Annotated in this window: 10 protein-coding genes; 5 read left to right on the plus strand and 5 right to left on the minus strand. The window is 53.8% G+C overall.

Annotated elements, in window-relative coordinates; all coding sequences use genetic code 11:
* Positions 1 to 56: 56 nt before the first annotated feature.
* On the minus strand, positions 57 to 2,630 hold the full coding sequence (locus BM123_RS05380) for a transglycosylase domain-containing protein (RefSeq protein ID WP_090166066.1): 2,574 nt from the start codon (positions 2,628 to 2,630) through the stop codon (positions 57 to 59).
* A gap of 198 nt (positions 2,631 to 2,828) precedes the next feature.
* Positions 2,829 to 4,112 (minus strand): ornithine--oxo-acid transaminase, encoded by a 1,284-nt coding sequence (gene rocD, locus BM123_RS05385; RefSeq protein ID WP_090166068.1) that lies wholly within the window; start codon positions 4,110 to 4,112, stop codon positions 2,829 to 2,831.
* Positions 4,113 to 4,291: 179 nt separating this feature from the next.
* Here rocD and BM123_RS05390 point away from each other — a divergent pair, with 179 nt between their 5' ends.
* Together BM123_RS05390 and creD are read left to right on the plus strand one after the other, a co-directional pair.
* Positions 4,292 to 5,290 (plus strand): sugar phosphate nucleotidyltransferase, encoded by a 999-nt coding sequence (locus tag BM123_RS05390; protein WP_090166070.1) that lies wholly within the window; start codon positions 4,292 to 4,294, stop codon positions 5,288 to 5,290.
* 235 nt (positions 5,291 to 5,525) lie between these two features.
* A complete protein-coding gene (gene creD / locus BM123_RS05395; protein WP_090166072.1) occupies positions 5,526 to 6,899 on the plus strand; it encodes a cell envelope integrity protein CreD in 1,374 nt (457 codons plus the stop codon).
* A 129-nt stretch (positions 6,900 to 7,028) separates the two neighbouring features.
* On the opposite strand, the gene BM123_RS05400 is transcribed toward creD, so the two are convergent.
* Both BM123_RS05400 and BM123_RS05405 read right to left on the minus strand, forming a co-directional pair.
* Positions 7,029 to 8,111: a ligand-binding sensor domain-containing protein gene (locus BM123_RS05400; protein ID WP_090166074.1), complete on the minus strand. Its 1,083-nt coding sequence runs from the start codon at positions 8,109 to 8,111 to the stop codon at positions 7,029 to 7,031.
* Between the two features lie 131 nt (positions 8,112 to 8,242).
* On the minus strand, positions 8,243 to 8,833 hold the full coding sequence (locus tag BM123_RS05405) for a CopD family protein (RefSeq protein ID WP_090166076.1): 591 nt from the start codon (positions 8,831 to 8,833) through the stop codon (positions 8,243 to 8,245).
* Between the two features lie 255 nt (positions 8,834 to 9,088).
* Here BM123_RS05405 and BM123_RS05410 point away from each other — a divergent pair, with 255 nt between their 5' ends.
* From BM123_RS05410 to BM123_RS05420, 3 genes are all read left to right on the plus strand, one after another.
* Positions 9,089 to 14,380 carry a translocation/assembly module TamB domain-containing protein gene (locus BM123_RS05410; RefSeq protein WP_090166078.1) on the plus strand — a complete coding sequence of 1,764 codons (5,292 nt, stop codon included), beginning with the start codon at positions 9,089 to 9,091 and terminating at the stop codon, positions 14,378 to 14,380.
* Between the two features lie 5 nt (positions 14,381 to 14,385).
* Positions 14,386 to 16,869 carry a BamA/TamA family outer membrane protein gene (locus BM123_RS05415; protein ID WP_090166080.1) on the plus strand — a complete coding sequence of 828 codons (2,484 nt, stop codon included), beginning with the start codon at positions 14,386 to 14,388 and terminating at the stop codon, positions 16,867 to 16,869.
* A gap of 214 nt (positions 16,870 to 17,083) precedes the next feature.
* Entirely contained in the window at positions 17,084 to 17,506 is a 423-nt protein-coding gene (locus tag BM123_RS05420; protein ID WP_090166082.1) for a GxxExxY protein, read from the plus strand.
* A 287-nt stretch (positions 17,507 to 17,793) separates the two neighbouring features.
* Here BM123_RS05420 and BM123_RS05425 read toward each other — a convergent pair whose 3' ends face one another.
* Complete coding sequence (locus tag BM123_RS05425; RefSeq protein ID WP_090166084.1) at positions 17,794 to 19,239, minus strand: aminotransferase-like domain-containing protein; 1,446 nt, start codon at positions 19,237 to 19,239, stop codon at positions 17,794 to 17,796.
* Positions 19,240 to 19,406 lie beyond the last annotated feature (167 nt).

A 19,406-nucleotide genomic window follows, 5' to 3' on the forward strand; every position in this document is an offset into this window, starting at 1 on the left:
CCCCAGAAGCAACCTGCTTCTGGGGGATTTCTTTTATAAGCATCGCCAATCAGCCGCTAAAAATCAGGATCATTGTCAATACTTCCGCCACCGAAAGGATCAACTTCCAGCAGCAGGCTATCTACACCATTTCCTTCCAGAATGTCATCATTACCGCTGGAGTAGGCTTCACAATCAAGCTCAATACCCAGGCTTCCACGAGGGCGGAAGAAATCCCGCTGGGTGTTCCAGGCGATTTTATCGTCTTTCTGTGCATTTCGGACGAAATGACGGAAGAAAGGCTTGGCCATGTGGGCACCCCCTCCAAGACCAAGCGTCCGGAAGCGAATCCAACGATCATCTCCACCTACCCAGGTGCCGACCACCAGCTCCGGAGTGAGACCCATGTACCAGCCGTCGGTCTGGTCATTAGTTGTGCCTGTTTTACCGCCAACGGGGCCTTGCACTCCACCCAGTGCGCCTACGGAGGCTTTACGCAGCATATCCACCATGACGTAATTAGCAGCCGGGCTGATTGCCCGGGCTTCATCCGGTACGAATTTATATACTACCCGCCCGGCCCGATCGGTGATCTTAGTCAGGAATACTGGCTTATTGAACGTTCCGTTATTACCGAAGGTGGTGTAAGCACCGGTCATCTGTTGAACGGTCAGATCAACCGAACCCAGGGCGATGGAGGGTGCATCCGGGATTTCTTCTTTAGGGATGCCCATCCGGGAAACCATCGTCCGCACGGGCTCCGTGCTGCCCAGTTCCTGCATCAGGTAGGCGGAGACGGTGTTTACGGAGTTCTTGAGGCCATGGTAGAGGTTCATGAAATCCCCGCTGTAATTATCATTTGAGTTGCGTGGCGTCCAGGGCTTTTGCAGGTAGAAGCTACCGTCTCCCGGGGCAATGGTAATCGGCTGGTCGAGTACTTCAAAGCAGGGGCTGATGCCTCGCATATCCACCGATGCTGCATAAATGAAGGGCTTGAACGTGGAGCCAACCTGCCGTTTTGTGGTGGCGTGGTCAAACTGAAACCACTTGAAGTTAACGCCACCAATCCAGGTGCGTACAAAACCGGTGGTGGGCTCTACGGAAATGCTGCCGATCTGTAGAATCATCTTGTGGTAGCGTACACTGTCCAGCGGAGTCATCGTAGTGTCTGTCTCCATATTGGCCCGGTCGTAGGTGAAGACCCGCATTTTCACGGGCTTGTTGAAGACAATGTTTACTTCCTTTTGGAGCTTTTCCCAGGCTTCTTTCAATTGACCGAAAGACTCCAGTTTCATCACCTGCCGGTATTTAGCGGCCAGTTTGTTCCCGATCAGGTCACGGCGGACCAGGTCCGTAATGACGCCCGGTGTCTCCAGTTCCCGCATCATGCGGTTGATCTCCCGATCATCCGTATGGAAGGTGAGGTCGTGCTTTTTGTTAACCTCTTTGATGGCAGGGACCAAATACTTAGTCCTGAGGTTCTGGTAGCGGCTGGAAGCCCGGACAGCCCGGTTGAGGCTCTCCTCCCGAATGTCCACCGAAATTTCCGTTTCACTGGTTGGGCTCTCGTACGTCCAGGGGTCTTCATTGCGCCAGTGGCGGAAGAATTCTTTCTGGAGCCCCTTCATATGTTTTACCGATTGCTCCTCGGCATGCCGCTGCATGTTGGGGTCAATGGTGGTGTAGAAGGTCAGCCCGTCCCGGTCAATATTGTACCGTTCTCCGCTGGATTTATAGTACTGTTTCTGGTTCAGGATCTTCTTGGCTTCCTCTTTCAGTACCATGCGGAAGTATGGGGCAGCACCATCGTCGTGCCGCTGTACGCTATAACTAATACCTAGCGGTAGTACTTTCAGGCTATCCACTTCTGCCTGGGTCAGCAGCCCGTTTCGCTTCATTTGAGCAAATACCTGATTACGCTGATTAAGTACTCCTTCGGGGTTCCTGAGTGGGTTATAAAGGGAAGAGTTTTTCAGCATCCCAACCAGCACTGCTGCTTCGTGAAGTTCCAGTTCATGAGGGCGCTTGCCCCCAAAGTAGTTCTCGCTGGCTGCCCGAATGCCCTGGGCGCCATTGATAAAGTCATAGCGGTTGAGGTACATCGCCATGATTTCCTGCTTCGTGTACTTGCGCTCCAGACGAACGGCAATAATCCATTCCCGTAATTTCTGAAAGAGTCTGGTCACAATGTTGGAGCTGCCTTCCCCGCCTTCAGTAAAGAGCAGTTTAGCCAGCTGTTGAGTAATGGTTGACCCACCTCCGGAGGCAGTTTGGCCCATGATGCCGGTCTTGACCACAGCCCGCCCCAGCGCCCGCCAGTCAATGCCACTGTGGTCATAATAGCGTTCGTCTTCCTTAGCGACCAGGGCCGTAACCAGGTGATCACCCAGTTCGTCATAGTCTACCATCACCCGGTTTTCGAGGAAGTAACGACCCAGCACGGAGCCATCAGCGGCCAAAATTCGGCTGGCTTCATTGTTTTTGGGATTCTCCAGCTCTTCCACTGAAGGAAGGTTCGTGAAACTAAGGCCAACGAAGAGAAGAAGGACAGCAAGAGGTGCCAAAAAAACGAGCCGCCAAAACCAGGTCATGGTGCTGCGGTGGCCGTCATCTTTGATGCTGCCGAAGAAAAAGTCTTTGATCCTATGCATGTAAACAGGTTATCTACCAGAAAGCGTAAAAACGTTGATGGGGCGAAGATCGGTATAAAATCGCGCTTTATCACAGCAGATTAGAATTCGCAGATGCCGAATGAGAATTTGGGCGACGGGGCGCGGGTGCAAGGGGAGTTGCAAGGTGCAGGTTGCAAGGTGTACCCCGCAACCTGTAACCTGTAACCTGCAACCTACTCACATCTCCCGCACCACCTCCGCAATAATACTGCAGGCTTCCAGCAATTGCTCTTTGTTGATCACGAGCGGTGGCGCGAAGCGAATGATGTTGCCGTGAGTGGGTTTGGCCAGGAGGCCTTTGCTGGCCAGGTTGAGGCAGAAGTTCCAGGCCGTTTTACTTTCCGGGCTGTCATTGATGACCAGGGCGTTGAGCAGGCCTTTACCCCGGACGAGGGTCAGTAGATTAGGGTTCTCGTCCACCAGCTTTTGCATCTCTGCCCGGAAAATATGACCGAGCGCACGGGCATTTTGGGTCAGCTTTTCGTCGCGGATCACCTCCAGGGCTTCCTGAGCGACGGCACAAGCGACGGGGTTGCCACCGAAGGTGGAGCCGTGCTGGCCGGGTTGGATAACCTCCATGATCGCATCATCCGCTAGTACGGCGGAGACCGGGTAAGCACCGCCACTGAGGGCTTTGCCGAGGATGAGGATGTCCGGGCGGACGTAAGTCTCCTGCTGCTCACAGTGGCCGCCACAAGAGCAGTCTCCACAAACGCGGAGCAGGGCTCCGGTCCGGCCGATACCCGTCTGAATTTCATCGGCGATGAAAAGCACATTGTTCTCCCGGCAGGCTTCGGCGACGGCTTTGAGGTAACCGTGTTCCGGCACGAAGACTCCCGCTTCGCCCTGGATGGGTTCTACGAGGACCCCGGCAATGGTCGCCGGGTCATTATCCAGTGCGGCCCGCATGGCTGCCACATCCCCGTAGGGCACACTCTCAAAGCCCGGGGTGTAAGGGCCGAATTGCCCCTTTGCGTCCGGGTCGGAGCTGAAGGAGATGATGGTCGTTGTTCGGCCATGGAAGTTTTGCCCGCAAACAATGATCCGGGCCTGGTCAGTAGGAATACCTTTCTTTTCGTAGCCCCACTTACGGCAGATTTTAATGGCGGTCTCTACGCCTTCGGCGCCGGTGTTCATCGGCAGCACCTTATCGAATTTGAAGTATTCCGTCAGGTACTTTTCATACTCGCCAAGCTGATCGTTGTGAAACGCCCGGCTGGTAAGGGTGAGCTTTTGGCTTTGCTTCACCATCACATCGATGATACGCGGATGGCAGTGCCCCTGATTGACGGCGGAGTAGGCGCTGAGGAAGTCAAAATACTGCTTGCCATCTACGTCCCAAACGTAACAGCCTTTCCCTTCGCTCAAGACGACGGGAAGGGGGTGATAGTTGTGTGCGCCGTGGCGGTCTTCGAGGGAGATGTGGTGATTGGCCTTGGTGGTGGGCGTGTTAGTAGACATGATCTTATTGGTTAGACCGTAAAGGTAATTGTTTCCGCTGGCCTCCGTGCGCTCCGGTCACTACGCGCAGGAGCGCGTGGGTTGCGAGCCCCGGCTTTCTAAGGTTCCCTTGCACCCGCGTCCGCGCCCTAATCCCCGAGAGTAGTCGTAATTCTCCCCTAAAAAACTATCTTGCGACTATGAAAGCAATCATCCCCGTTGCGGGTAAAGGCGTGCGCCTGCGTCCGCTTACGTATACACAGCCTAAACCACTGATTCCGGTGGCGGGTAAGCCCATTATCAGCTTTATCGTGGAGCAGCTGATTGAGCTGGGAGTTGATGATTATGTTTTCATCATCGGCTACCTCGGCGAAAAAATCCGGGAATATATTGAACGGACTTACCCTGAGTTGAATACCACCTTCGTTACTCAGGAAGACCGGATGGGCAGCGCCCACGCCATTTGGCTGGCCCGGGACCATTACGCTAATGCCGAGGAGCTGATTATTTTCTTCGGAGATGCCATTATTGATGCTGATCTGGAAGCTTTTCGGGACAGTGAAACGAGCTGCCTTGGCGTCAAAATTGTTGATGACCCCCGAAAATTCGGTGTCGTGGAAATGGATGATGAAGGACGCATTCGTGGCCTCATTGAAAAGCCGAAAATTCCTAAATCCAATCTGGCCATGGTGGGCTGCTACAAAATTCGGGAGGTCAGCCAGTTTATTGACGCCTGCGCTTATAATCTGGACAACAACATCAAGAGTATCGGAGAGTTCCCGTTAACCGACGCTCTTGCCCGTATGCTGGAGTGGGGAACCCAGTTCACTACGCTTTCTGTAGACAACTGGTTCGACTGTGGCCGCCGGGAGATCTTACTTGAAACGAACGCTATTTTCCTCGACCGTGAAGGATTCGCCACCGAAGACCCGCCTCCCTTCGATAACAGCATCATCATTCACCCGGTCAACATCGGCCCGAACTGCGACATCTCTAATTCTATCGTTGGCCCGTACGTCACCCTGGGTGCCAACACCAAGCTGGAACACGCCATCGTCTCGGATTCCATCATTGGCGATTATGCCCGCATTCATGATATCGTGCTGCGGAATTCCGTCGTTGGCTCCGACGCCAGTATCGGTGGTCTGCGGCAAAGCCTGAATATTGGAGACAATACGGAGATTGACTTCGGAGGGTGATTGGTATTTTGGTTCGTTGGTCTTTTGGTCTTTTGGTCTTTTGGGCTACCGCTGTTTTCTTGCACGCTGCTGCGCAGCTGGAAGGGGCTGTTTTTTGTGCAATTTGTTATTCACTCGACAGCAGTGCAATCGCATACTATCGACGCCAGAGAACCTATCTTTATAAAGTTCAAGCCACTGCCTCGCAGGTGCGGCAGCCCAAAAGACTAACGAACCAAAATACCAAAGAACCAACATGTCCTTCCTAGATCGCTTAAATTCCTGGGCCCGCCGTTCCGTAACGCTCAAACTCGCCATCATTGGTTTCCTGATCCTGTTTCTGCTCATCCCGACGAGCATGCTGGACAGTCTGATCTACGAGCGGCAAAATCTGCGGGATAGTGCCCAGACGGAAGTGGCCAGCAAATGGGGGCTGCAGCAGGTGGTTGGCGGGCCGGTCATCTCCGTGCCCTACAGCTATGAAGTGCCCGCTGCTGAAGATAAAACCGTCACCCGTTCAGGTTACGCCCACTTCCTGCCAGACGAAATAAACATCGACGGTGACCTTAACCCACAGGAGCGCTACCGGGGCATTTTCGTCGTTGTGCTCTACAATACCAAGCTGAAGGTCAGTGGCTCCTTCGGCAATTTTGACGCAGCGGCGCTCAACATTCCCGAATCTGCCCTACGCTGGGAAGATGCCCTGTTTACCATTGGCATCAGTGATATGACGGGTATTCAATCGGCCATCGACCTGCAACTGGGAGACTCGACGTTGAGCCTCGGCCCGGGGACCGTCACTAAGGATATCTTCGATAGCGGTGGCAGCGTACTGGCCGGTCTCGATGGCGACAGCAAAAACGTAACCTACAGCTACGAACTCGACCTCAACGGCAGCTCCGCCCTCTACTTCCGCCCCTTCGGAAAACGGACAACGGTGAACCTGAACGGTGGCTGGGGCAACCCCAGCTTCGACGGCGGCTTCCTGCCGAAGGAGCGGGAGGTAAGCGACAGCGGCTTCTCCGCCAGCTGGGAAGTACTGCAACTCAACCGGAATTACCCGCAGCAGGGGACGGGGAGTTTTGCGCCGAAGGGTAATACCTACATCAGTAAAAGTCTCGGGAACAATTATGTAGATCCTTCAAGTAATTATGACCAGTTCGGTCTCCGCCTCCTCCTCCCCGTCGATGAATACAAGAAGACCTACCGGAGTACCAACTTTGCCATCATCTTCATCTTCATCACCTTCCTGACTTTCTTCTTCATGGAGGTGCTCAACAAGCGGCGGGTGCACCCGATCCAGTACCTGCTAATCGGGGCGGCCATCATCCTCTTCTACGTTCTGCTGCTTTCCATCAGCGAGCATCTGCTCTTCGATGCGGCCTACTGGATTAGCTGCGTGGTTATTGTGACTTTGATTACGGGCTACAGTTGGTTCGTACTGCGCAATGCGAAGCTGACGGGGCTGGTGGCCGGTATTCTGCTGGTGCTCTATGTCTTCTTCTACAGCCTGCTACAATTGCAGGATTACGCCCTGCTCTTTGGGGCTGTCGGCCTGCTGCTCATCCTGGCCGTGATTATGTGGCTTACGCGGAATATTGATTGGTATAATCTGGAGAGGGAATCGTAAGGCGCTGCGCTTCCGATTTTAGACGACCTTCGGCCTTTTAGACACTGCGCTTTCAGACGAAAACGCGCTTCGCTTGTTTTTCTTTTAGATGCGCTACGTGCTTTTAAGTGCAATCTGCCTTGTGTCCAATTACTCTTCCCGGAACCAGTCAAAGGCCGTCCCGTCGTAGCGGCCCACTCCCCGAAGGCTACCGACCCAGATGCCGCCCTCGCTGTCTTCCGTGATGCCGAAAAACATATTCTGTTGTTGCAGGATGATGGCAGGGCTTGCGGTGTCGCCTTCCAGATCGTCCGCTGCATAGCGGGATATTCGCCACTCCTGATTTTCACCCGCTTCGGCGCTGGTCCAGATATTTCCCGCCCGATCTTCCAGGATGTAACCGGTAAACTGCTTATCGAATTGGACGAACCTCCCGTCGGTACCGTATCGCCACAGTCCATCGTTTCCACCGAACCAGATATTCCCCTTACGGTCTTCAATTACCTGTCGGACGTTATAGAAGGATTTGGCCTCTTTATTCGCCAAAGAAGGGATCAGTTGATGGTTGTCCTTTTGTATTTGGGTGAAGGTTTCTCCGTCGTAGGTAAACAGAGTACCGGAGGCAATCCAGATTTTTCCCGATCGATCTTCAAGAATAGAGTTGATGTCGTTGCTCAGCAGACCATTATCAGTGTTAAGGTTGCGGTAAGACGTACCATCGTAAATGCTAATACCGCCGCCCAAAGTACCGATCCAGATTTTCCCGCTTCGATCCTGAAAAAAGCAACCTAGCTTATCGCCGGCGAGACCGTCCTCTTTCGTGATGTTGGTAAATTTTTTTCCGTCATAACGGTAAATACCCGCCCCGATGGTGCCGAACCAAAGGTTACCGTCCCGGTCTTCCAGAGCGGAGAATACATGGAATTTTCTGAGGGCATTTTGATCGGTGAAATTGGTGAAAGACCCTCCGTCGTAGCGAATAATGCCCTCCCAGGTTGCCAGCCAGATATCACCGCTGCGGGTCTGGATGATGTTACGGGTGATGCTCTTGGGCCCCTGCTTCGGAGAAGTGGTAGTGGAAGGGGAGAAGTAAGGATCAAAATCCTGCCGCGCTGTCTGCTTCGCTACCGTAACCTTCCGGCTGACGGGCTTTTTCTCCTGCCCCTGGCAGGTAGTAAGGCTGATGAGCAGGAGCAGGAGCAAAGTGCTGCGGAAGAAAGTCGTTGCGTTCATGTCGGTTGGTTTTATGAGAAGGGCGCTGTGTCCATGCACAAGAAACCAATAAGGCGGCAAGGGAGATGTAAAAGCTTGTAAAAGCCGACTTTCCCTTCCACGATCAGCGCCCGATAACCAACGCGCAGACCTCAGGAGGCGCGCGCCGCACGGTAGGCCCGCGCTGCCCGGTAGATCATGAAGCTGAAAACAGCGACTCCGATGGTCAGGTAGAGATAGTTCAATTGACCGACCTTACCAAAAATGGCGATGAAGGGAACGCTGACCAGAAAGAAGGTGGGCACCTCATTCCAAAGTCGCAACTGCCAGCCGGTAAAGGGGCGCTCACCGGCCTGCATAGGCTGCATGAGCTTCTTTTTTGTCCAGACCTGATAAACCACTAAGAGGACGACCAGCAGCAATTTAAGGTGAAGCCAGCCGGGGGTGCCGGACTGCAGGTAGCCTGGGTTCCAGGCGATCATCACCAGGCCGGCGACCCAGGTGATCATCATGGCCGGATTGACGATGATTTTGTAGACGCGGTCTTCGGTAGCGGAATATTCTTCGTGCAGAATCTCCCGTTTCAGGCGGTTGCGTACGGCATCCGGGGCATCGCCTTCCAGCGGGCTGAGGTTATCGGACTCGGCGTGATTCACCAGGCAGCGGCCCAGATAAAAAAGCCCGGCAAACCAGGAGACGAAGCCCACAACGTGCAGGGCTTTGGCGATGAGAATGATTTCCATAACTGCAAAGTAAGGGCAAGTGAGCAGAATAGTCAGGCGCGGCCGCAGGTGCAGGGGAAAGCTTGACGGAGCAATGACGCTTGGCCTAAGGTGCTATCCGTCAAAATTGTCTGACGCACGGCTTCATTCCCACTACCGAAGGATTCTACCCCCATAACCGTCAAATCCACATCTATTCTCTCTGGCGCTGAACACCTTCGGTTAAGCAGGGGTTATAGCATCGCTACTCCACTCCATAAGATCAAGTTTCCTTCATTGGCTAAAAGTTTACCCGCTAAAATTTTCAAGGTTTTCCTTTGGGTCATCGGCATTCTGCTGGGGATTCTGCTATTGGTATTTCTGCTGTTGCAGGTACCCGCCGTACAGCAACGGCTGGCCCGGGAAATTGAAAAGGTAGCCAGGGAAAGCCTGGGCACGGACCTGGGTATTGGTGCTTTGGACATCGACTTCCCCAGCCGGCTGGAGATCGACAACTTTTACCTCAATAACCCGGCCGGCGACAGCATCGCCCGCGTTGGTCACCTTGGCGTAGGGATTAACATGTTGGGCTTGCTGAAGTCTCGGGTGGAAGTAACGGACCTTGTGCTGCAAGATCTCTTCGCCAATATCCGCACAACGGATTCTACCTCTAACATTGATTTCTTGCTTCAGCTGGGGGCGGTAGATTCATCGGCAGTTGATTCCAGCCAACTTGTGGTTCAGGATACAACAGCCACGTCTGCGCCCTGGGTCATCGACGCTGCAGGAGCGGAGTTGTTGCTGGAACGAGCAGACATCTACTATCAGGACGATCCCACCGGCATCCTGGCCGACCTCAGCGCCCGCCGCCTGGCGGGGCAGATCAATGGGTTAGACCTGGAAGGTCAAGTCTACAATATCGATTACCTGGAGCTGGAAGGTGCAGATGCCCTCGTTGGCATCGGTAGCAGTTCTGCCCCTGTGGATACCTCGGCAACTGCCGCTGCGATGCAGCTTCTGGCCGGCAGGGTAACGATTCAGGAGACGGACTTCGCCCTGAAGATGGAGGGGATGGACATTGCCACACGGCTCCCCTACGTTAATCTGGAAGGAGCGGACTTACGGTTAGGAGAAGAGATGGCCTTCAACGGTGAAGTATTTCAACTAAGGGACCTGGCCCTTAAACTGGACACCCCCGCCCCAAAGTTGACCGGGCCGGGGATGGACTACAACCATCTTGACCTAAGCGATATTCAGGCGGAGGCTACTGACATTGCTTACATAATCGATTCCCTGCACCTGCGTTTGCGCCAACTGGCCGTGAAGGAAAAAAGCGGGCTCACACTCGAACGTAGCGAAGGCACAGTGATTTATAATCCGACCTTTCTTGGCCTCGAAAACTTCCTCCTGCGGACGCCCAATACCGAAATCAAGAGCGACAATACGGCCCTCAACTACGACTTCGCCGCCGGAAACATGGCTGACCTGCTGGCCCGCCTCCAACTTGATGGCTATCTGGGGCTGAAGGACGTTGCCCTGCTGGCCCCTGACCTGAGCGCGATCCCCGTTATTGGTAATAATCTTAGTCAGCAGCTAAGCTTTTCTATTCGCGCCAGCGGCACGATGGCCGCCATGCAGCTCAGTCGCGTTCAACTCGATGGTCCCGGCGTAAAGGTCCGCGCCTTCGGCCGGGTAGAAAATGCGCTTGACGTTGACAAAATCGCCGGCCGGCTAACCCTGCGGGAGTTTAGCCTTATTCCCGGCCCGTTGCTGCCCCTTGTCCCCGATGGGATGCTGCCGCCAGACATCGATTGGCCCGAAAAAGTAGTCGCCGAAGGCAGCGCTGAGTATCGGGGTGACCGCTTGCAAATGAACTTCTACGCCGTCGAAAACCGACAGTTTGGCAACGGGCTGCTGAGTCGGGTGAAAACGAACGGCGTGATCGAGGGCGTGACGACTTTCCCCCAAACCCGCCTCAACGTAGAACTCGATACGCTGCTGGCCACCAGGGCCACCATTCTGGCTTACGTCCCCCCCGGAAGCCTGCCCGAAGACTACCGTATTCCCGATTTTCTGCGGGGCAGCGGGACCGTCAGCGGCCCCATGGAAAGCCTGGACGTAAACCTCCGGCTTAATCTGCCCGGCGAGCAAACCTTCGCCAGCATCCGGGGAAACATCCGGAATGCACTCGATCCGGACAAGCTGAACCTCGATGTAGAGGTCTCGGATCTGGCCGTCAATATCGCCGACGTGCGGGAAATTCTACCGGATAGCACGCTCCCGGCGGATCTCAATATCCCCGACCTGAAAATCAGAAATGCCCGGATCTCCGGAAACCTTACCAACCTTGATTTTGATGTTCCGCTGGAAACCGACAACGGTATCTGGAACCTGAAGGGGAAATACAATCCGGAAGACCTGAACATTAACCTGGACCTGAAAGACATTCGCATCGCGGAGCTTTTTACCGGCCCGATGCGGGATACGCTGGAGACACTCGGCCTCGGCGCGCTCAACATTACCGCTCAGGTAAAAGGCCGGCTGGAGCCCGCCATGAACCTCCTCGTGGATGCCGCCATCAGTAACGAAGCCGTTGGCGAAATCGTCGATTTCAATGCATTGGTGGAGGATGGCCAATACGCCGCTGATTTCAATATTACGCATCCGGAAGCTCTGGCCTCGGGGCAGGGGAGTTACGTTCTTGGTCCGGACAGTGTCGCCTCCGTTGAAGCCCTCGTAGACATCAACCGCCTCAACCTGCAGCATTGGGATATCACGGAGGTGCCCATGCTGGTGGACGGCCGCCTGGCGGCCAACAGTGAAGGCCTGGACCCTTATCGTATGATCGCTTACGCCCGCCTGGATTCTATCCGCTTGCGCGGGGCGGAGGGGAGCAGCTACGTGGACAGCCTGGTGATGAGGGCTAGTCTGCAAGATTTTAAAAACGAAGTCTATGTTCGCTCCGATGTGTTGGATGCGGAGCTGCTGGGCACTTTTGACCCCGTAAAGACGCCGCAGAAAATGCTTCAGTTCATCATGGCTTATTGGGACGAATCGCTCCGCCAGCCAACACCGGTGGAAAACGGAGAAGAGATGGACTTTGTCTTTGAGCTCAAGCGGCCGCAGCCACTTACGGGAGGGCTTATTAATGGCTTGACCGAGCTGTCACCCTTCAAGATGAGCCTGCTCTACCGGGACGCTTCGCCGGAGCTGTTGATCAATTTTGACCTGGCGGAAATCGGTTACGCCGGGCTTTCCGCCAAAGATTTAGCCTTCCGAACGGTTGGCGATACGGTGAGCGTTGGCTTTGAGGCCAATTGGTCTAACATCAGTTACAACGACCAGATAGAATTAGGAAAGACGGTCCTCAGTGGAGAATCAGTGAATGACGAACTGTTGGTAGAGCTTAAGTTATATACTGATACAGACAGTCTCCGGCATTACCTCGGCTTCGTAACGGACCCTGAATCAGACACGATCTCCATCCGTATGGAGGAGGAGCAGATCCTCAATTTTGAGACCTGGACGGTGCCGGCCAGCAACCTGATTACGATGGCGGGGCCAAGTTTGCTGATTCAGAATTTTGCGCTTCGTAACGGAGAGCAATCTTTGTCCGCCGAAACAACGGAGCCGGGAGATGTAGTGATCACCTTCGGGGATTTTAACCTGCGCACTCCCAGTCGCTTACTCTTTTCCGAAGAAGAGGTGGCGGCGGGCATCGTGAACGGAACGGTGGGGCTGGATAATGCACTGACTAACCTGGGAATTCAGTCGAATCTGTCGGTTGATCAGCTGAAGTGGTCGGGAACTTTGCTGGGCGACATAGTGGCCGAAGTCAGTAGCGACAATGAGCAAACCTATAGCGTAGACATTGCCATAGAAGAAGCCGGAAATAATGCGGCTCTGACGGGAGCCGTGGAACTCAACGGGCCCATTGACCTGTTGCTGGACGTGAAAAAGTTGCAGTTGGCTTCCGCCGAACCCTTTAGCCTTGGCTATCTGACGGGCGGAGAGGGCTACCTGACGGGACGAGTGGATATCGGGGGGACCATAGAGGCGCCCACGCTAAACGGTGACCTGAGTTTCAGGGACGCCAGCCTGGTGATCAGTCTGCTGGGTGAGCGTTTTCGGTTAGACGAAAAGCCGCTCACCTTCCGGGGGCAAACCATCTCTTTCGGCAATGACTGGAGAGTGTATGACTCGGAGGGCGGCGCCGCGCAGGTGCAGGGGGAAGTGGTGATGCAAAGTCTTAATGATGTACTCCTGGACCTGGAGGTTAATGCCGAAGACTTTCTGGCCATCAATTCCACCCTGAAGGATAACAAGGACTGGTACGGTAAGATGTTTGTGGATGCCGAGGTGAAAATTGGTGGCAGGGCTGTTCTGCCCGTCGTTGAAGTAAACGCAACCACCAGTAAAGAATCTGAGCTTACCTACATCTATCGTATTGCTCAGCAAGGACTGGTAGAGAGCGAAGGAGTGATCGATTACGTTGAGCAGTACCGCTGGCGTGACGTCATCCGGCGGGACACCCTGCAGAGCGATACTACCCTGACCGAGGTGGTGGGTATGGACCTGACACTGGACCTGAAGGTAGACCCGAATCTGGAAGTTACCGTTGTGGTGGACCCGATCTCCGGACAGACCTTCGTTGGCAAAGCCAACGGCGACCTGACCATGCGCATCTACCCCGATGGCCGCCAGGAGGCCGTTGGGCGTGTGGAACTTACCGAAGGGGAGTACGATTTCATCTATCAGAATATCATCAATAAAAAGTTTGAAGTCCTGGCGGGGAGCAACGTGACCTTCACCGGAGACCTGCTTAACCCCCAGCTGGACCTGCAGATCAGACACCTGGCGAAGACTTCTCCGCTGGCGCTGGTGCAGGGAGTACAGGGAGAGAGTGCGGACCTGACCAGTCTGCGACGATCGCAGACCTTTTATGTAGACATTACCCTCAAAGGAAACCTGGAGGCGAGCAATATCACCACGGATGTCTTGTACCCCGAGGATGCCTACGGTAATCTGGGCCTGAGTACCGTCGAAAGCTCGCTGGCCACTCTCCGCCAGGATCAAAGCCGGATGACCACAACGGCCTTTCAGCTGCTGGCCTTCGGCAGCTTCAACATACCATTGCTGGATAGCGGCAGTGGCAGCAGCAGCCTGGCGGCTACGACGCTGACCAACGTAATGAGCAATTACCTTAACAACTTCGCCGACCAGTTAGTCGGCTTCGTTGACCTGGACTTCGGGCTCAACAGTTATGAGGACGAGGGCGGAACTACACAGACCAATTTGAGAATCAGCCTGCGAAAAGCCCTTTTCGATGAACGGGTGATCATTAGTGTTGACGGCGTTGCCGGCACCTCTGCGGATGAGGTGGCCGGAACTCAGCAAACCTACCTGGATAACATTACGGCAGAATACCTGATCAACGAAGACGGAACCTTCCGGCTCAAGTTTTTCAATGACCGGGATCGGAGCTCGCTGGTGGGGGACAACGTAATCCGCTTCGGTGGTAGGCTGACTTTTGGAAAAGACTTCGGTAAGCTCCGCTGGTTTGGCAGAGACAGTAAAGGGAAAGATTAAAAAGAATGAAGGGATTCAATTCTAATGCCAAAAGAGGATTTAACCAAACCGGAAGCTTCCGGGAATTGGCCGAACTCCTGTGGTCGCCCTGCGGCATTTCAACCTCCCCTTGCACCTGCGTTTGCGCCCTGCTTTTGCTGTTCTTTTTCACCTCCTGCAGCGTTACCCAATATCTCCCTGAAGGAGAGTATCTATACAATGGCTCCTCGGTAAGAGTGACCGCCCCGAAAGGGCAGTCGGTGGGCGAACTGGAAACTGCCGTTACCGGTGTGCTGAATAATAACACCAACGCCCGTCTGCCGATTCTTGGTTATTATGAGATCTATCGCTGGTATAAATTTGAGGAAAAGTTAGCCGCCAGGCCGGAGAAGTTTGGCGAAAAAGATCATTGGGGCCGAGAACCGATTTTTTTTGATGAAACATTGGTGGAAAGCGTAAATGCCCTGATTGAGAACCGGGCCAGTAATGAAGGCTATTTTAATAACGAAGCAGACTGGAAGCTTGATACGAATCAGGCTGCACAGACGATCTCCGCGAGTTTTGATCTTTCCGTGGGGCGGCCGTATCTGATGGATTCTGTTCGCTATTTCTGGCGGGACAGTGCCGTGGCGCGGGTTATTAATCCTCTCCGGGAAAACAGCCCGCTGGCGAAAGAGAAGCGATACAAGCTGGACAACGTAAAGGCAGAGCGGGAGCGCTGGCAAAACGCACTTCGGGAAGCCGGGTTCTATTATGCGCGTAGTGAAGACTATCTCTTTTTGGCGGATACGGTGGCCGGAGACCACAAAGTCAATATGCTGGCTAAGCTTAAGGATGAAGTACCGTCAAATCATCTGCTGCCCCAGCGTATTGTTGCCATTAACGTTCATCAGAATGCGGAGACACAAGATTCCGCCGGAAGGTATTCGGCATCCGACACCGTGAAAACCGGGGGGCTCAACGTCATTTGCCGGGACTGTCCCCTACGGGCTAAAATAATTGATGAGGCTTTTGAACCCATGGCCGGAGATCTTTACAGCCCTCTGGCGCACAAGAAGACCCTCCAGCGTTTAGCTGATTATAATACCTTCCGCTACATTGCCATGAGCTATGATCCGGTGCCGGGAAGTGACTCTTCCCTGGTGCTCAATGCCTACATGCAGCCACGGCTCCCGCGCCGTTTTGAAGGGGAGCTAGGTCTTTCTTACAATAGTGCTGATTACTTTGGCCCTAACGTTACGCTTGCCTACGTAAATCGTAACCTGCTGCGTGGGGCGGAGTTGTTACGGGTAGAAGGGGACTTTACTTACGCCCAGTTTTTGGGGGATGCAAGGACCGCCCGTGTGCCACAGTCAGGTATCTACGGACTCTCCGCCAAGCTCAACGTTCCCCGTCTCTGGCTGCCCAAAAGGCGGAAGCTGATTCCGCGGGTCTATACCAGCGGGACGGTAATGGAATTGAGCGGTAAAGTGGAAAGCCTGAGTATGAACCTGGCCCAGTTCACGGATGAGATTGAGGCGTCAGACCTCAGCGGTCTGGCTTCAGAACTGGAGGCTGACCCGGACGCTAAAGAATCCCTTAGCCTGATGCAGCTGAGTGCACAGTTCGGATATACCTGGAAACGGCGGGTGGTAAATAACCACCAGCTCAACCCACTGAGCATCCGCTTCCAGAATCCGTCAGTGGCGACCGAGGAAGTATTGGAGCTGGCCCGGCAGGTGAATCTGGCTCCCGGAACAGATGACGCCCTGACGAACCGCTTCGATCGGATGCTGGTCTTTTCCCCTAATTACACCTTAACCAATGATACCCGGCTGGCGGGGCTGAAGACCCACTCCTTCTTCTGGAAACAGTTCGTGTCGATGAATATGAACAATGTTTTTCCCGTTGGTACGGGAGCTGACGTGCGGGATAGGGAAGTAAGCTACTATCCCTTGCTGGAGACGGACTTTCGTTACTATCTGACCTTCAATAAAAAACAGCAGATTGCCACCCGTTTTCATGGAGGTATAGCTTTTCCCTTGTTTAGTGACCGGGCCATCGTGCCGTATTTCGACCTTTTCTCCATCGGAGGGCCGAACAGTCTGCGGGGCTTCGCCCCGCGGCAGGTCGGCCCCGGCCGAACCGTACCCTTTGCGAACAACCTGCTCACTTTTGGTGGTTTCGGCAATCTCATCCTCGAGGGGAGTATTGAGTACCGCCACCGGGTCAATGAGATCGTTGAGCTGGCGCTTTTTGCCGATGCGGGCAATATCTGGACCTATAAAACGGAGCTCGAAGAATTAGATACGGACTTCAAAACGGACGCCTTCGCCGGTGATGTTGCCGTCAATGCCGGTCTTGGCGTACGCTTCGATCTGCAGTTTCTCATCTTGCGGATCGATCTGGCCCAGCCGCTCGTAACGCCCTATGAGGAGGCTGCTGCCCAACTGGTTATCCCGCTGGAGGATGCCCGCGATGTGCCGGCGGATAATTTGCGGCTGGTGGTGGCTTTTGGGTATCCTTTTTAGATCATGGATTACGCTTATAAATGTGGACTTTGCTGCTTCGCAGGTTTTGAGGTGGTCGTTTATCTCTTGGCCATTTTTTCCTGAGGAGCGGGAGGAGAGGAGGAGTTGGGCGAGAGAAAGTCATTAATGAACTCACTTGGGCAGGCTGATTTTATTTAAAGCGTAATGGTTTTTAATTTTTAATTAAATAATTTTTGTGTTTATATTTGTGGTGATGAGCTTGAAAACGAAAGAAATAGCCTCAATAAATGCTTTGACTGAGATAATTGTCGACGAAATATTTCAGACCTACTTTATGTACGGACCTGGATTATATGAGCGAATCTATGAAGCAACCCTCGCTGGTAGATTGAGAAGTCGAGGACTTAAAGTAGAGAGGCAAAAACAAATCTTTATCTCTAATGAGTTTATTGAAAACGAGCCTGCATTTTTTGCAGATTTAATCGTTGAAGAACTTGTAATAATCGAACTAAAATCTGTTGCAAAACTTGAGAAGGTGATGTTTAAACAGGTAAGGTCTTACCTCAAGTTACTTGATTTAAGAGTTGGTTTCTTGGTTAATTTCAATTCAAGTTTCCTGAAAAGAGATATCCACCGTGTTACTAATCAATACGATGAAGAATTGCATGGGTTCTAAATAAAACATTTATAAACCTTTGGACCTAGCTATCCACATCTCAGCGGAAAAAGCTGCGAAGCAGCCAAGCGGGATCGGTTTTCCTCTTTGAGAAAGGAGCTTTAGGCTGGAGAGAGAACTCTCTTCCAGCTCCTCTTCTCCTTCAGCTCCTCCGGAAAAACTGAGAAGCAGGTAAGCCAGATCGGCTTCCTCTCTGAGAAAGTAATTTTAGGTTGGGAGTTAACTCTCTTCCATCTCCTCTGGAAAAGCCCCGGAGGAGTCAAGTCTTATTCAGCAGATTATTCCAACTAAACCGCCAAAGAGTTTCGCAAAATCCGTACCGCCTCCTCTAATTCTTCTTCATTACTCGAAGCAAAACCCAACCGCGTAGCATTCCATTCCCTGCCGTACCCCGCCCCGTCTGAGAAGCTGAGCCCGAGCCGATGTGCCCGCTGACGGGCGTCGGTGAGATTGATTTCCGGAGCGAACTTTGTCCAGATGGCCATGCCGCCATCCGGTACTTTAAAGCTGACCCGATCGCCCAGTTGCTCGGCTAGCAAACTGGCTAATACATCACGCCGCTTTTGGTAAAGCCCCCGCGCCCGCCGCAGGGAGCGTGGCAATACATCGAGCCGGAAGAGCTCCAGCAGCGCGTGCTCCAGGGTAGGGTCTCCCTGCCGGTCCACGATCCGCCGGATTTTAGTCAATTCATTGATCAAAGCCGGATCACCCACGAGATAACCGACCCGAAAGGCCGGAGAGATCGCTTTCGTAAAGGAGCCAGCATAGAGCAATAAACCATCGTGCCGGGCACTGGCCAGCGGCATAATGGGCACATTGCCGTAGTGAAAGTCGAAGTCGTAATCGTCCTCGAAAACGTAGACGCCGTGTTTGCGGGCCAACTCCAGCAGTTGGATACGCCGGGCGGCGGGCATGATGAGTGTCGTCGGGTACTGATGATGGGGCGTCAGGTAGATCATCCGTACGTCGTTGCGGACCATCAGTTCTTCTACGTGATCGGTGTTCAGTCCCTTTTCGTCAATACGGGCTTTTAGTAAGCTTCCGCCGTGGAAGCGAATCGCGTTATTGCCGTTAGCCCAGTTGAGCTCGGGGACGATGACTTTGTCGCCCGGTTTTACCATCGCCGTGAGGGCGAGGTGAAAGGCGTGGGTAACCCCACGCGTCAGCAGTATGTGATCCGCCGTTACCATCAGTCCGCGTGTCCGGCTGAGGTAATCAGCAATGGCCTCCCGGAGGGGAGGCAGGCCCTGGGGCGAGGCGTAGCCGAGCCGGTGGTATTGGTTGCCGCGGCGAAGAGCGCTCTTCCAGGCACGTTCTAATTCAACGAAGGGAATGAGCCTTGGGTCCGGCAGACCATCATCCAGGTGGTAGGGCAGGTGAGTGACGGACTCCGCCATGGTCATGTAGTCGGGCAGGCTGATATCAACGGTTGGTGAGCTTGTTCCCGTCTCCGGTAAGGAGGTGAGCTTTTTGGGGCCAATATCCGGGAGATCATCGGACACAAAAGTTCCCCGGCCGGTAGCGGTGTAAATCCAGTCCATTAGCTGCAGCTCCTCGTAGGCGTGGACGATGCTCTTTCGGTGAATCCCCAGTTGCTGACTCAGTAACCGACTGCTGGGCAGCCGGGCTCCACTCTGCAGGTATCCCTGTTGGATCTGGTCGATGATCTGCTCACTGATCTGGCGGTAGTGGGGGAGGGGAGAGTCCCGGTCAATGCGGATAGGACGAAGCATATTGGACTACTTGAATTGGAAGTATTGGGGCATAAAGGTAGTCCGGTTTTCCAATAGTTTTGGGGCGCTCACCGCAGGTGCAAAGTTTTAATAGAGGGGCCAGGTGAATCCTGCCTGCCAACCCAAGCCTGCACCTGCGGGGAGCGCCCCCGCTGCGCTTACCCAAG

The sequence above is a fragment of the Neolewinella agarilytica genome, assembly GCF_900110645.1.
Classification (GTDB): domain Bacteria; phylum Bacteroidota; class Bacteroidia; order Chitinophagales; family Saprospiraceae; genus Neolewinella; species Neolewinella agarilytica.

Bases quoted from the DNA above. Each gene is read 5' to 3' on its own strand.
- BM123_RS05380 (WP_090166066.1), bottom strand. From the start codon at position 2,630: ATGCATAGGATCAAAGACTTTTTCTTCGGCAGCATCAAAGATGACGGC.
- rocD (WP_090166068.1), bottom strand. From the start codon at position 4,112: ATGTCTACTAACACGCCCACCACCAAGGCCAATCACCACATCTCCCTC.
- BM123_RS05390 (WP_090166070.1), top strand. From the start codon at position 4,292: ATGAAAGCAATCATCCCCGTTGCGGGTAAAGGCGTGCGCCTGCGTCCG.
- creD (WP_090166072.1), top strand. From the start codon at position 5,526: ATGTCCTTCCTAGATCGCTTAAATTCCTGGGCCCGCCGTTCCGTAACG.
- BM123_RS05400 (WP_090166074.1), bottom strand. From the start codon at position 8,111: ATGAACGCAACGACTTTCTTCCGCAGCACTTTGCTCCTGCTCCTGCTC.
- BM123_RS05405 (WP_090166076.1), bottom strand. From the start codon at position 8,833: ATGGAAATCATTCTCATCGCCAAAGCCCTGCACGTTGTGGGCTTCGTC.
- BM123_RS05415 (WP_090166080.1), top strand. From the start codon at position 14,386: ATGAAGGGATTCAATTCTAATGCCAAAAGAGGATTTAACCAAACCGGA.
- BM123_RS05420 (WP_090166082.1), top strand. From the start codon at position 17,084: ATGAGCTTGAAAACGAAAGAAATAGCCTCAATAAATGCTTTGACTGAG.
- BM123_RS05425 (WP_090166084.1), bottom strand. From the start codon at position 19,239: ATGCTTCGTCCTATCCGCATTGACCGGGACTCTCCCCTCCCCCACTAC.